Origin of the sequence: Paenibacillus thalictri, from assembly GCF_004307995.1 — a bacterium.
Lineage (GTDB): Bacteria > Bacillota > Bacilli > Paenibacillales > NBRC-103111 > Paenibacillus_AF > Paenibacillus_AF thalictri.
The window spans coordinates 53,433-67,758 of record NZ_SIRE01000037.1; the positions used below are offsets into that span (position 1 = coordinate 53,433).

General features: G+C 52.3%; 14 protein-coding genes. 2 read left to right on the plus strand and 12 right to left on the minus strand.

The genetic code is table 11. From position 1 onward, the window contains the following. Window positions 1–135 precede the first annotated feature (135 nt). From EYB31_RS35630 to EYB31_RS41120, 6 genes are all read right to left on the minus strand, one after another. Window positions 136–1,221 carry a mandelate racemase/muconate lactonizing enzyme family protein gene (locus EYB31_RS35630; RefSeq protein WP_165452791.1) on the minus strand — a complete coding sequence of 362 codons (1,086 nt, stop codon included), beginning with the start codon at window positions 1,219–1,221 and terminating at the stop codon, window positions 136–138. A gap of 110 nt (window positions 1,222–1,331) precedes the next feature. Beyond that, window positions 1,332–2,210 carry a carbohydrate ABC transporter permease gene (locus tag EYB31_RS35635; protein ID WP_131018346.1) on the minus strand — a complete coding sequence of 293 codons (879 nt, stop codon included), beginning with the start codon at window positions 2,208–2,210 and terminating at the stop codon, window positions 1,332–1,334. Between the two features lie 29 nt (window positions 2,211–2,239). Next, window positions 2,240–3,097 carry an ABC transporter permease gene (locus EYB31_RS35640; protein ID WP_420819498.1) on the minus strand — a complete coding sequence of 286 codons (858 nt, stop codon included), beginning with the start codon at window positions 3,095–3,097 and terminating at the stop codon, window positions 2,240–2,242. Window positions 3,098–3,198: 101 nt separating this feature from the next. After that, window positions 3,199–4,482, minus strand: a complete 1,284-nt coding sequence (locus tag EYB31_RS35645; protein WP_131018347.1) for a Gfo/Idh/MocA family protein — start codon at window positions 4,480–4,482, stop codon at window positions 3,199–3,201. A gap of 343 nt (window positions 4,483–4,825) precedes the next feature. Next, window positions 4,826–5,425 (minus strand): alpha/beta hydrolase family protein, encoded by a 600-nt coding sequence (locus EYB31_RS41115; protein WP_240763179.1) that lies wholly within the window; start codon window positions 5,423–5,425, stop codon window positions 4,826–4,828. Beyond that, window positions 5,422–5,850, minus strand: coding sequence for an alpha/beta hydrolase family protein (locus EYB31_RS41120; protein ID WP_240763180.1), 429 nt, complete (start codon window positions 5,848–5,850; stop codon window positions 5,422–5,424). The genes EYB31_RS41115 and EYB31_RS41120 overlap by 4 nt, the downstream gene beginning before the upstream one ends. Window positions 5,851–6,193: 343 nt before the next feature. Between EYB31_RS41120 and EYB31_RS35655 the strand changes: the two genes are divergently transcribed. Both EYB31_RS35655 and EYB31_RS35660 read left to right on the plus strand, forming a co-directional pair. Further along, window positions 6,194–7,054, plus strand: coding sequence for an exodeoxyribonuclease III (locus EYB31_RS35655; protein ID WP_131018348.1), 861 nt, complete (start codon window positions 6,194–6,196; stop codon window positions 7,052–7,054). 156 nt (window positions 7,055–7,210) lie between these two features. Then, window positions 7,211–7,552, plus strand: coding sequence for a cupin domain-containing protein (locus tag EYB31_RS35660; protein WP_131018349.1), 342 nt, complete (start codon window positions 7,211–7,213; stop codon window positions 7,550–7,552). Window positions 7,553–7,618: 66 nt separating this feature from the next. Here the strand turns inward: EYB31_RS35660 and EYB31_RS35665 are convergent, their stop codons facing one another. From EYB31_RS35665 to EYB31_RS35690, 6 genes are all read right to left on the minus strand, one after another. Beyond that, the gene (locus tag EYB31_RS35665) at window positions 7,619–8,785 is read right to left on the minus strand and encodes a Gfo/Idh/MocA family protein (RefSeq protein WP_131018350.1); all 1,167 of its coding nucleotides are present in this window, start codon (window positions 8,783–8,785) and stop codon (window positions 7,619–7,621) included. A 72-nt stretch (window positions 8,786–8,857) separates the two neighbouring features. Continuing rightward, window positions 8,858–10,432: an extracellular solute-binding protein gene (locus tag EYB31_RS35670; protein ID WP_165452792.1), complete on the minus strand. Its 1,575-nt coding sequence runs from the start codon at window positions 10,430–10,432 to the stop codon at window positions 8,858–8,860. A gap of 103 nt (window positions 10,433–10,535) precedes the next feature. Continuing rightward, window positions 10,536–11,393, minus strand: coding sequence for a carbohydrate ABC transporter permease (locus tag EYB31_RS35675; RefSeq protein ID WP_131018352.1), 858 nt, complete (start codon window positions 11,391–11,393; stop codon window positions 10,536–10,538). An 11-nt stretch (window positions 11,394–11,404) separates the two neighbouring features. Further along, the gene (locus EYB31_RS35680; protein WP_240763181.1) at window positions 11,405–12,325 is read right to left on the minus strand and encodes an ABC transporter permease; all 921 of its coding nucleotides are present in this window, start codon (window positions 12,323–12,325) and stop codon (window positions 11,405–11,407) included. A gap of 1 nt (window position 12,326) precedes the next feature. After that, window positions 12,327–13,415 (minus strand): Gfo/Idh/MocA family protein, encoded by a 1,089-nt coding sequence (locus EYB31_RS35685; RefSeq protein ID WP_131018353.1) that lies wholly within the window; start codon window positions 13,413–13,415, stop codon window positions 12,327–12,329. Window positions 13,416–13,447: 32 nt separating this feature from the next. Next, window positions 13,448–14,320 carry a carbohydrate ABC transporter permease gene (locus EYB31_RS35690; protein WP_131018354.1) on the minus strand — a complete coding sequence of 291 codons (873 nt, stop codon included), beginning with the start codon at window positions 14,318–14,320 and terminating at the stop codon, window positions 13,448–13,450. Between the last annotated feature and the right edge of the window lie 6 nt (window positions 14,321–14,326).

Here is a 14,326-nt window from a genome sequence, read left to right on the forward strand (position 1 = left end):
GACGGGCAGGCTTGGCGTTTGAGCCCAAGCCCGGTCGCCGGACCGGTCCATGGACCTGAATCCGGTCGCCGGGTCTGCACCTGAGTCCCAATTCGGTTGTGGGACTGGCCCATGAGTCCACACACTGCCGTCGGCTTAACGCACGACGTCCAGCGTCGCTTCCATCTTCTCTTCGTCCAGCTCGATGCCGAGGCCATGGCCTTCCGGTACGACGATGTATCCGTTTTCCACCCGGAACGGTTCTTTCAAATAACGCTCTCTTGTCGTGCTTTTCTCGATGTTGTATTCGTAATAGCTGCTGCATTCGGGCGAGCTGGCCGCCAAATGAAGCGCCGCCGCAAAACCGACGCCCCGCGTTGTATTATGCGGCACGTAGTGAATGCCGAACGCCCGGCACAGCGCAGCCGCCCGCTTGGCGCTTGACAGACCGCCGCATTTGACCGGATCGGCGGCATACAGGTGGCACGCGCCCCGGCTGATGAAATCGCGGAACGTAAACAAGTTCCAATCTTGCTCGCCTACGTGAATCGGCACAGGCAGCGTATGCGCCAGTTTGACATATGTCTCGATGTCAAAATAAGGGCACGGCTCTTCAAAGTGGTGAATATCGTATTGTTTGATCCGTTCAAACAGCTGCACCGCCTGAATGTACGTGTACGAGCTGTTGCCGTCGATCATCAGCCGGCAATCCGGCCCAATCGCTTCGCGCGCCGCCTTCACTTTTTTTTCGTCGTCGGCCAGATCAACCGGCAGCCCCGTGCCGTAACGCGGCCCCACCTTGATCTTCACCGCCTTCACGCCAAGGCGGCTGATCGCGTCCCGCACCTTGTCCGCCTCCTCCTCATGGGTCAAATCGCGGCTCATGCTGGAAGCGTACAGCGGAATCCGATTACGGTAGAGACCGCCGAGCAGGTTGTACACCCGCTGTTTTAAGTAACGTCCCTTCAAATCCCATAAAGCGATTTCCAGCCCGCTGAACGTCGATGCCAGCATTTGACCGGAAATTTTGTAATTTTTGCGCATGACCCGTTCTTCGATCAGTTCCCCGTCAAAAGGATCCATACCGATGACCTGCGGTTTGACGACCGTCGTCATGATTTGTGCCAGCACGTCCGGCCGCATCGGACTGGATTCGCCGAAACCGCTCACCCCTTCGTCTGTCTCCACCTTGACATAAAACAAACCGTCCGTTTTGTAGCAAATGATGTCGGTAATTTTCAAGTTTTTTCCTCCTTCAGTTATGTGAACCCGAACCGGCCAAAGCCCGCAGCTTGCAGCCAATAACCGTCACGGGGGTATCCCATTTGGCTTCCCAAGAAGCTGCTGCCGCTTTAACCTTTGACGGAGCCAAGCAGCACGCCTTTGGCGAAATGCTTCTGCAGGAACGGGTATACGAGCAGAATCGGTACCGTGGATACAACGATCACCGCCATTTTGACAACTTCGGCCGGCGGGGCTACAAAATCGCTGCCCAATTCACGGGCGTCGCCGACTCCGCCTTGAGCCATAATGACGATCTGCCGCAGCCACACTTGAATTGGCCACTTGTTCGTATCGTTGATGTACAAAATGGCGTTAAAAAACGTATTCCAATGTCCCACCGCATAAAACAGCGCAAATGTGGCCATCGCCGGCAGCGACAGCGGCAGCACCACCCGCACCAGCACCTGCAAGTCGCTGCAGCCGTCGATTTTCGCCGCTTCCTCCAGCCCTTCCGGCAGCTGCTGGAAAAAGTTTTTTAACACGATCAGATTAAACGCGCTGATCGCTCCCGGAATGAGCAGCGAGCCATACGAATTGAGCAGCCCGAGCCATTTGACCACGATAAACGACGGAATCATGCCGCCGCTGAACAGCATCGTAAAAATGACCATCAGCATGATCGGCTTTCTCCCCAAGAAATCTTTGCGTGAGATCGGATACGCGGTCAGCGCGGTAAAAAACAGGTTGATCAGCGTCCCCGCCACCGTTATAAAAATCGTTACCCCAACGCTGTTCAGAATCGTATTGGTCGAGAAAATGTAACGGTATCCGTCAAGCGAAAACTTGTGCGGGATCAGCACAAAACCACGCGCCAGCAATTCCTCGGACGCCGTAAACGAGCCCATAAACACATATACAAAAGGAGTGACCGTAACAATCGCAAATACAAGCAAAATCAACCCATTGACCACATCAAACAAATAAGAAGCGGGATTTCGTTTCATCATCGCCGTCCCTCCCATCCAAATAAAATCGTTTAGTAGACGCCTTCTTCACCGAATTTTTTGGCCAAATAGTTGGAAGCCCCCACCAGGATCAAGCCGATTACGGATTTGAACAGTCCAACCGCCGTGCTGAAGCTAAACTGTCCCTGCTGGATGCCGTTGCTGAACACGTACGTGTCGAATACTTCGCCGACCTGACGGTTCATCGGGTTAAGCATCAAGAAAATTTGTTCAAAGCCGGAATCAAGGAAGCTGCCCAGCCGCAAAATCAGCAAAATGACGATGGTGCTGCGAATCGCCGGCAGCGTAATATGCCACAGCTGCCTGATCCGCGAAGCGCCGTCGATTTTCGCCGCTTCGTACAAGGTCGGATCTACGCCCGCCAAGGCGGCCAGAAAAATAATCGTGCCCCATCCGCCTTCCTTCCAGATCACCTCGAGAATAATCAAGGGCCGGAACCAATCGTTGGACAGCAGGAAATTGATTTTTGCGCCGCCTGCAGCTGCGACCCATTCGTTGACAAGTCCGCCTTCGGTCGTGAAAAACATGTAAATGATACCGACGACAACAACCCACGATACAAAATGCGGGATGTAAATGGCCGTCTGCAGCGCCCGCTTAAACCGGTCGAATTTGATTTCGTTAAGCATTAGCGCAAGTAAAATCGGTATCGGAAAGAAAAATACGATATTGTAAAAAGCGAGTATAAACGTGTTTTTGAACAGCAGCCAAAACCACGGGTCGTTGAAAAAACGGATGAAATGCTTGAATCCGACCCATTTGCTGCCCCAAAATCCGCGAAACGGCAAATAGTCCTTAAAGGCGATCAACACGCCCCACATCGGCACATATTTAAACAACAGAAAATACAGTAACCCCGGCGTCACCATCACATACAACCAGCGGTTTTTGACAATCAGACTCCGGTAAGCTCTAAGCTTTGCACTGCGTTTGGCAAAAGCGGGAGCTCCGGACATCGTCGGGTTTGTTTTCAACATCGCACCTCCAATACTTCCTGCAGGCTCACCGGGCGGCCTTCCTGAACCGAACGCCATACGGCTTCGCCTACACCTACGGCATAAGCCCCGTCCTTGGCCCCGGACAATATCGCATAACCGCGCTTCGGATCCGGACCGAGGAATATGTCTTCCAATAACACCGGATCGCCGCCTCCATGGCCGCCTTCCCGCTTCACGACATGAATCGTTTCTTTGGAGCCAAATAGCGGGAAATAATCGATCGTCTGCTCCGGCACCGGGAACGGCACCCGGGACGGCGAATGAAATTCGGTCGATTCCAGCCTGCCTTTGGTTCCGTTAATAGCCAAGCGGTAACCCTCGTACGGCAGCGAAAAATTGACCGAGTAACTCAGCAGCGCCCCCTGCTCGTAGCGAACCGTTGCGGCATACGTGTCTTCGATATCGATTTGCGAATCGAAAATGCAAGCATCGGGCCGGTATTCGCTGTAGCCGTTCATCGCCCGGCCCATCTCAATATGGTCGTCTTTGACCGCAATCTGCTTGCTGCGGGAAGACCATCTCATAAAATAAGCGCAGTCCGGTTTATCACCGCATGTCTCACAATGCCGACCATCCGTTTTCCGCGGATTCCCTTCACCTTCGGGTCCGTAATAATTCAAACGGCCGTATGCAAATGCTTCCGCAGGCTGCTGGCCGATCCACCAGCCGACAAGATCGAAATGATGCGAGCTTTTATGGATAGAAAGACCGCCCGAGTTCGCTCTTATCCGGTTCCAGCGCTTAAAATAGCTGGCTCCGTGGTAAGTATCGATGTACCAGTTTAAATCGACCGATGTCACCCGGCCCACTTTGCCTTCCAATACGAGCTCTTTGATTCTTGTATGAATCGGCGCATACCGGTAATTGAAAGCAACAGTCACTTTGCCTTTGGATCTGGCTTCCGCTTCGATGATTTTGCGGCAGTCCGCGCCGGTTGTTGCCATCGGTTTTTCCGTGATCACGTCAAGGTCCAACTCCAGCGCCTTTACAATATACCCGGCATGGGTATCGTCGCGCCCGGTTACGATAATGACATCGGGTTTCGTTTCAGCCACCATCCGCTGGAAGTCGTCCGCCCCATATTCGGGGACATCGGCTAAGGAAGGATACTTGCTTTTGCATACCTCATGCCGTTTCGGATCAATGTCGAGCAGCGCAACCGTCTCTGCGTGATGATGAAAGGTGTTTACCATCGGTCCGATGAACATTTTGACGGCTCTGTTGCTTACCCCGCATATGGCGTATTTGGTTTTCATATTGTTGTAACAGCCTCTCCTTTATGTTGTAATGCTGGTCGGCGGCAATCAACGCTCCGCATCCCTTATATTCGGGGAAGCGGCGATGAAATGCTATAATCCTCGGAGAGACACCTATAAAAACCGCGTCATCCGCCGATTCCACGATATAATCATGAAGTGACTTTTCCTTGCCAGAAGCGGCATCTTGACGTGTTGCCCCGGTATTACGGCATATTGCGGCGGCACAACGTCCCGCGTGCTGCGAATGGTAAACAGCGGTTTCGCTGCGGACGGAAAAAGCCCCGACCTTTTCCGAGTCAGGGCTTTTTTTCACACAATCTATTTCTATGAGAGTATTTCGTTACCCGTTTAAATGAACTTCCAGCCAATCGTATGCCAGCCGCCCCGATACCTCGTGTTCCCCCGGATGAACATCGGCTGCGATATGCTCCGAAGCTTCGGCTGCCTGGTAAATCGCCTGCAGCCGATTGATGGCCTTCAGCGCCCCATGCAGCGGGAACCCGCGGTCGGCCTCCCCGGCTTCGATCAGCAGCGGACGCGGGGCGATCAGCCCGAACAAATCCGGCATTTCCGCATAACGGTAAAGACCGGGGATGTAGTTGTCGGCGCAATGCGGCTTCGCGAGAATACTGTCCTCATATGTATTGGCGTAACCGCTGATCACCGCTGCACGTATACGTTCGTCTACAGCCGCCGTTAAAGCCGACACTAATGCCCCGCCGGAAAACCCCATGCAGCCGATTCGCCCTGCATCGACATCCCCACGGGATAGCAAATAATCGATGCAGCTCATCATTTCGTGCACTCGCAGACCGGCCAGCGTTTTTCCGGCCATCAGCAGGTTAGTGGACAATCTGAAACAGGAGTTTTCCTTCGGATCCTTGTCCCGGTCCTGATTTAGTCTCCTGTCCCCTAATCCGAGCAGTTCGGGAATGATCACAACAACCCCCGCTTGGCCAGTTCAACCGGATAATCCTTGTAAATCCCGGGTCCCCCGGGACGTTCGCTGCCGTCCGGCAGCAAGCCGACCAGCTCTTTATAACCGTAACCGTGGCCCGGACAAGCAAGCACTGCAGGTCCTGGGGAGCGCAGCGGACGTTTCGGTACAAGCACATAAGCAGGCATATGCATATGCGGCGCGGTTGTCAGCTGTACCTGCTCCCGCACGTAATCCCCGCAGTCCTTGCTGTTCACTGCAACCGGCTCCAATCCGCTTAGTCCCTTGTCCGGCAAAACAAGCGAGTCGATCAGCGTTTGTTGGAGCGCTGCCCTCCACTGCTGCCACTCTGCGTGAGAACCCGCCGTAAACGTGAGCGATGGCGTCTGCTTGTACAGCTGCTGCAAATATTCATCGGGATTCCACATATTTCACACCCCTTTTTATATATCCATTTTTTTACATATCCATCCCTGTATTGTAGAACAAACTTCAATAACATGTAATACTCATTAGCGAGACAATTTTTATTTCCCGGAAAATAAATCGGCGTTATAACAACTTCGATGAACAACGGCTATAGTCATTATTGAAAATTGCCGAAGTTATTCAATTGCGAGACATCCGCCGAGTGTGCTTGCTCTGTTTAATCCACGTCTTTAGCGTTTATGTTATACTGGTATAAGCCGCTTCTGTCCGCGCAGTTTAAGCGGGCACAACCGCAAATTTGCAGAATAGAAGCAAGCATCGCCACAAGGGAGAGAACCGTCAATGAAGCTGATATCATGGAACGTCAACGGGATACGCGCCTGTGTAAATAAAGGATTCAGCGATTATTTTGCGCAAGCCGACGCAGATATGTTCTGCCTGCAGGAAACCAAGGTCCAAGAAGGGCAAATTTCATTGGACTACGAGGGGTATCATCAATTTTGGAATTATGCCGAGAAAAAAGGTTACTCGGGAACGGCCATTTTCACTAAGGTCAAACCTATATCCGTTCGTTACGGTATGGAGGAGGACTCCGAGCCCGAAGGGCGGATCATTACATTGGAGTTTGAGACCTTTTATCTTGTTACGGTATACACACCCAACGCAAAACGCGATTTATCCCGATTGGACTATAGAGTGGAGTGGGAAATCCGGTTTAGAGATTACCTTAAGCAGTTGGACGAGCTGAAACCGGTCATCGTTTGCGGAGATCTCAATGTCGCTCACGAAGAGATCGATATTAAAAATGCGAAGTCCAATCGCGGCAACTCCGGGTTCACGGACGAAGAACGATCCAAAATGACGGAGCTGCTGGAGGCCGGTTTTGTCGATACGTTCAGGCATTTTTATCCCGACCGGACGGACGCTTACTCTTGGTGGTCGAATATGCCGAAGATCAGGGAGCGCAATGTCGGTTGGCGCATCGACTATTTCCTGGCTTCCTCCCGGCTGGCCCCTTCCTTAACCGGCGCCGGGATCGACGCTCATATTCTCGGCAGCGACCATTGCCCTGTCGTGCTGGAGCTGGAAGTTCCGGCCAAAGCGGAAAACCCGGATAAAAAAGAAGCCGATGAGGCTGCCGAAGTTTTGGAAACGGAAACTGCCGGTGCTGCCAGTAATGCCGGTGACGCTGAGGGACGCTGATGTCACTGTTGTAAGTATATCGGTCTAATCAAATAAACGCCGCTTCGGGAGCATTGAAGTCCCAAGCGGCGTTTTACATATCATTTTTAGATTTGAATTATTATTCGTTAATTTGTATAATTATTCATAAAAGCCAATATGACGGGAGACGTTAAAATGAAAATAAGCAAACAAAACGCCGAACACTACATTTGGGGAAATGTATGCGATGGCTGGCATTTGGTTAAAAGCGCCGAATTCAGCGTCATACACGAACGGATGCCTGCCCATACTTCGGAAGTAAGGCATTACCATCAGCACGCCCGGCAATTTTTCTTTGTTTTATCCGGAACGGCAACTTTAGAAGTCGGCGGCATCAAATCAATCATCCATCAGCATGAAGGAGTTGAAGTGCCGCCCCTGACTCCACATCAAATGTTAAATCAATCAAACGATGAAATCGAATTTCTGGTTATCTCCCAACCAAGCAGCAAAAATGACCGGGTCGTCGTAGATTAATCACACCAGCGTTTCATTGTGTAATACCGTACACCACCCACTCTTCCTTCTGCGGAGTCTTCCGTTTCACCCTTTTCCGTAATCGCTGCCCAGCGTAATTTCGTTATTCGTAAAGGATACAAGCGATGACGTCTTTTCGTAAAAATGCGGAGCGTTCGCCAGCAGGCCGTCCCGCGAATAAAACGGGCTTTCTTTCGTAAGCGGCAATACGACGCTGCGGCCCGTCGAAGCGGCTTCGTAAATGGCGGTAATCAATTCCAGCGTTTTGCGCCCTTCCTGCCCGTCGATCAGCACTTGCGCCGAGCCGTCTTCAATCGCCGACAGGACGTTATCGATCTGCCCGGCGTGTCCGGTGTAAAGCAAATCGGGAATGGTCCGGTAACGCTCCTCCAGTTCGTTTTCCAGCGCTTCGTTGCGGACCGGGAAGCCGTTTTCCTTGGAAACCGAAGCGTACACCTTCCAAGGAGCGGATATCCGCGCTTTTTCCGTCTGGAACACGACCTGCTGTTCCTCACCATGGTGCACAACGGAGCTTGTAATTTGCGCCAGGCTTCCGTTGCCGTAAGAAAGCACCGCCACCGAAAGATCTTCCACCTCCGCGTTATCGTGCGACGTATTGCTCATCACGGCCGTGACTTTGGCCGGCATGCCCATCATCCACTGCAGCATGTCAATGTGATGAACGGCGTGATTCAGCGTACAGCCGCCGCCTTCCTTTTCCCACGTGCCGCGCCACCATAAATCGTAATAGCAATGTCCCCGCCACCAATGGGAGTCGACTTGCGCATGCACCACTTTGCCGGTCAAACCCGAATCCAGCAGCTTCTTCAGCTTCATGACCGGATCGCGGAACCGATTCTGTCCGACGATGGACAAGATGCTTCCGGACTCTGCGGCGGCCTGCAGCATCAGGTCGCATTCCTCCAGCGAAGACGCCATCGGTTTTTCCACCAGCACATGTTTGCCTGCCCGCAAAAAATCGACGGCAATTTGCGAATGCGTATACGGCGGCGTGCAAACGGATATCAGATCAAGCTCCGTGCTGTCCAACAGTTCATGGTAATCGCCGACGATGCGGCAGTCCAACTGATACTGCTCTTTCAACTGCTTCGCTTTGTCCTCGTAGATGTCGATCAGCGCAACAACCTCACAGCGGCCTTTAAACGAATTCACATACGCTTCCAAATGTGCTTTAGCGATGACACCAGTGCCGATTACAGCCACTTTGATCATATGCGTCTGTCTCCTCTTAAGGGATTTTTGTTCGTATTTAACATATTTCGGGAGATGATCCCTTCAATCCTTTTATTTCTTCTGCGTTTTTGCATACGCTTCCGCGTATTCTTTGGAGACTTGCTCGCCGCCGGCCTTGCGGTATTTATTCAGCTCCGCATTCCAGCCGCTTTCGTCGATTTTGCCCATGATGAATTTGACCTTGGCGTCCGTCAAAATCTGCACCAGCTCTTGTCCTTTTTGCGCCCAAGTGGCGGAAATCAGCGTCATCGTCGGATCGACAACCGCATATTGGGTATTGTCGTTTTCAAGCTGCAGCTGCAGTTTTGTCAGCGGATCCAACGCGCCTTCGGTGCGGATATTGTTCACCGGCACCGTCTCCAGCGGATATTTGTAAGGGAAGCCGATCTCGTTGTCGAAAGCGTCCTGGTTGGTCCGCACGGCTTTGCCGTCCTTCAGCTCGTAATGCTTGCCTTGAATGCCCCACTCCAGCAAATCGGCCATCGGTTTATCCGAAAGCTTGTCGATAAAAGTGAGCAGCTGCTTCAGATCGGCTTCCGTCTTCACGCTGGATTTCGGGAACATCAGAATGCCGTTGGAACCGCGTTCGCCTCCCAGAAACGTGCCCTTCGGCCCCTGCAAAATGGCAAAAGCGTCGATTGCGGCGTTCGGATTATGGCTTTTCACCCGGGAATCAAACGTGAGGATTTTGTTGGTCGCTTCGTTGATAACTCCCACTTTGCCGTTCTCGAGATCACCTTCGAATTTCGGCACATCAATCGCCGCAAAATCCTGATTGATCAATTTTTCATCATACAGCTTTTTCGTGAATTTCAGCCCTTCCATATATTCCGGCGTTTCCTCCGCGCGGATAAACTTGCCGTCCTTCACGCCCCACAATAGCGGAGCGCCAAATACAACCCCGAAATCCGGGCGAAGCGAGTCGTTTTTCACCATCATCGTCAAGCCGTAGGTGTCGTTTTTCCCGTTTTTGTCCGGATCGCCGTTCGTAAACGCCTTCAGCATATTGTAAAGATCGTCCACCGTCTTCGGCTGCTGCAGCCCCAAATTCGTCAGCCAGTCCTTGCGGTAAGACCAGACGTACCGCGCGATCGGGCGGTATCTCGGGATGCCGTACAATTTGCCGTCGATTTTGACGTTGTCGTAAACGATCTGGGGCATCTGCGCCAAGTTTTTGTAATCCTTGATATACGGCGTGACATCCCAGAACGCGCCGTTCTGCACCGCGCTGATCAAATACGATTGGCTTGGCGAGCCGCAGCTTGCGACGATTTGCGGCAGATCGCCGGAAGCGATCATGACGGGCAGCTTGTTGCAAAAATCGTTGCTGGCGATCGAGGTAATCTCCAGCTTCGTATTGGTGTACGCTTCAATCGCTTTTTGCGCTTCGTTACCCGGTACCGGAACGTCCTTGCCGTCAAAATTCAAAAGCATCTTCACCGCAAGCGGCTTGGCCGGCGCAGCCGTATTACCGCTGTTGTTGCCTGACGTATTGCCTGCCGGATTCGTCGCTGCGGTTCCCCCTGCCGGAGCATCGCTTTTCGGAGCGCTGCAGGCAGCCAGCACGGCCGATGCCGCCATCACCGCCGCCGCAGTAAGCGCCAGCGTTTTTCTTGTCTTGTTCATGTGAACCCTCCTCATGTTTAAGTCCCTTTTTCCACTTCATTATGCTTTTCCCGGATGATGATGTTTCGTGAAGCATCTATCTAGGAAACCCGCACGAGCGGGATTATCCTTTCACCGAGCCCAGCAAAGCGCCTTTGGCGAAATGCTTCTGCAGAAACGGGTAGACGAGTAAAATCGGAATCGTGGACACAACAATCACCGCCATTTTTACCGATTGGCCGTAAAACGCCACCGACTCGCCGCTGTTGCCGCTATCCCCAAGCCCCCCTGAGGCAAGCACGACGATACGCCGCAGCAGCACTTGAACCGGCCATTTGTCCGGCGAATTGATAAACATGATGGCGTTGAAATATTGATTCCATATCCCCACCGCGTAAAATAATCCAAACGCCGCCAGCGACGGCAGCGACAACGGCAGTACGATCCGCAGCAGCACGGTCAGCTCGTGGGCGCCGTCCATTTTGGCCGACTCGATCAGTTCATGCGGCACATTGGCGAAAAAGTCGCGCAATATAATGAGATAAAATGCGCTGATCAGGTTCGGAATCATCAAGGCCCACAACGAATCGATCATGTGCAGCTGCTTGACGACAAAATACGTCGGAATCATTCCGCCTTGAAACAACATCGTGAACAAAATAAGCAGCATAAACTTGCTTCGCCCCGGCAGTTCTTTATAAGACAAGGAATATGCCATCAGCGAGGTCGTAAGCAGGCTCAGCAGCGTGCCCAGCACCGTAATGTACGCGGAGACGCCAAGGCTTTTCACAAACGTTTTCGTAGAAAAAATATATGCGTACGCGCCCAGCGAAAACCGGGACGGCCACACCGTGTTGTCAGGCGAGAAAGATGTGATAAACACATAGACAAATGGCAAAAATGTAAGCAGCGCAACCAAAGCCAAAAAGATATAATTGCCCAGCTCGAACAACTTTTCCCCAAAGGAACGATGGAGATACATCCCGATTCCTCCTAATAAATGCCTTCTTCACCGCACCACTTGGCGATTTTGTTGGCGATAACAACCAAGATAAGTCCGACTGCCGACTTAAACAGCCCCACCGCCGTGCTGTAGCTGAACTGCCCCTGCTGCAGGCCGACGCGGTAAACGTAAGTATCGAACACTTCGCCGACTTCGCGGTTTACGGCATTGAGCATCAGAAAAATTTGCTCGAAGCCGAGATCCAGGAAGCTGCCCAGCCGCAAAATAAACAAAATAACGATAACGCTGCGGATCGACGGCAATGTTATGTGCCACAGCTGCTGGAAGCGGCTTGCTCCGTCGATACGTGCAGCTTCATATAATTGCAGATTGACTCCGGCCAGCGCCGCCAAAAAAATGATCGTACCCCAGCCCGCATCCTTCCAGATCATCTGCAGCACAATTAACGGACGAAACGCCTCCGTGCTTGTCAAAAATTCGACTTGCCCGTAACCAAGCAGCTTAAGCAGCTCGTTGATAATGCCGCCTTCGGTCGTCAGCAGCACATAAGTAATGCCCGCAATAACGACCCAAGACAGAAAATGGGGCACATATACAAGCGTCTGCACGAACCGCTTGAACATTTCCTTGCGTACTTCGTTCAGCAGCAGCGCCAAACATATCGTAATCGGGAAAAAGACAAGCACATTGTACAGTCCCAAAATGATTGTATTGCGGAACAACATCCAGAAATCCGACATCCCAAACAACCGATGAAAATGCTGGAATCCAGCCCATTCGCTTTTGACAAGCCCGAGGAAAGGCTGGTAGTTTTTAAATGCCATCAGAAGTCCCCATAACGGCACGTATTTGAACAGCACAAAATAAACGATGCCGGGAAACATAAACAAATAAAGCCAACGGAACTTCCACACTTTGCGTAAACGAGGCTGAGCCTGTACGGAACTCATTTTAGGTCTCACCCGCCCATGGCTGCCGCTCCGATACGACGGTTTCACCCGATTGAATCGCCTGCTCGATCAACATCCCTATGTAGTGGTCTTGGGAAGCTTCCGCCAAGCTGTAAAAGCCGGGCCCGCCCGCCGCATAAACGGCCATGTTCTGCAAACAATGCGCGATCGCAATTTCATCGTCGTACAATCTGGCGGGAGCAAACGGATTCTCGTACATCCAGCGTTCCCCGACAATAATACCCTGCAAGAAGTAACCCTCCTGGTTTTCCAGCTCGCCCTTGTTAATCCGCTTAAACTGCAGGTGCAGCGGCGTACGGAAATCTTTCAGCAAGCTGAGCCGGTCGTCGAATATTTCCCCGCGTTCCCCTCTGACGGACAGATGATTGGAACGAATCCATGAACGGTGCTGGTCTTTCGTAAAATCGTAAATGCCAAGTTTGCCGCCAAAATCAAGCCAAGCCAAATCGCGTCGCGACCTGATGATATTTTCTTCGGCCGGCGGGCCGCTGCGGGTAGGACCGGCCACCCAATCGGATTCAAAACTCATCGCTTTGATCGTCAGGTCTTCGAATGTAACGCCCAGCATTTTGCGGATCAGGCTGACGCCATGATACAGATGCGAGATGGATACGGTCGCTTGATTAACAGCGCCTATTGCGCCATCCTGGATGACCGCAGCTCTGGCCAATTGAATCGGATGAAGATGATATTGTTCGGCCACCTGAACTCTTGCGCCTCTCTCGGTCAGCTTTTCGTGCAGCATGCGCAAACCTGCGAGATCGGGCGCCGGAGGCGTCTCCGCCAAAGCCGGAATGCCTCGCTCCGCCAGCTCAAGCAAATAGTACTGGCAAGCCGCCCAGCTGACGGACACAACGGCAAAATCCGGGTGCTCATGCTGAAGCAGCTGCTCCAGCGTCCGGTACGTGCGCACGTTCCACTGCCGCTCCATCGCACGGCCTTTCGTTTCGTCGCGGACGACCATGCCGCACACTTGAAATCGTTCGGGCAGCGCCGCCGCGATCCGCAAATAATATTGCGCCCGAAAGCCGCCGCCGCCGATAATGCAGAATGATGTTTGTTTTTCCAAACTTACACCGCCTTTAAATAAAGATATAAGACTCACCCTTTGATCGAACCGAGCATAATGCCTTTGGCAAAATGCTTTTGCAAAAATGGATACACCAGCAGGATCGGCACGCTCGACACAACAATCATCGCCAGCTTGACCGTCACTCCGATGCGCGGAGCATCTTCGCTGAGCGAAGCAGCTACGGCGTCCGAGGTCAGCACGATTAGCAGCTGCCTAAGCAGAACTTGCAGCGTGTAGTTGCTCGGGTTGGAAATATACATAACGGCCTGAAAAAACATGTTCCACTGCGCCACCGCGTAAAACAACGTCAGCGTCGCCAAAATCGGCATCGAAATCGGCGCCATGATGAGGAATAAAATGCCGAAGTCGTTGCAGCCGTCAATACGCGCCGAATCTTCCAGCTCCTCGGGCAACGTGCGGAAAAAGCTGATCAGGATCATGATGTTAAAAGCGTTGATTGCGTTTGGCACGATCAGCGACCAGAGCGAATTGATCAGGCCGAGGTTTTTGACCAGCAGATAAGACGGGATAATGCCGCCATGAAACATCATCGTAAAAAACACGGCAAATACCATCAGCCCCGCTCCGGCGAGTCTTTTCTTGGACAGCGCATACGCCAGCATCACCGACAACAGCATGCTGAGCAAGGTGCCGACCACGGTAATAAATACCGTGTTCTGGAATACTTTGACGAAATTCGGCGTGCTTACAATCGTCTTGAAAGCAATTAGGGTAATCTCCTTGGGCCACAGCATCATGCCGCCCTCCTGCACCAGATGCGGCGCCGTCAGCGAGCTGACCAGCACGTTCCAGAACGGAAATATCATGAGCAGAGCCAGCAGCGCAAGCCCCGCATAATTCAAAACATCAAACGTGATGCCGGCGGGACTGGTCCGTCGCATCCCCTT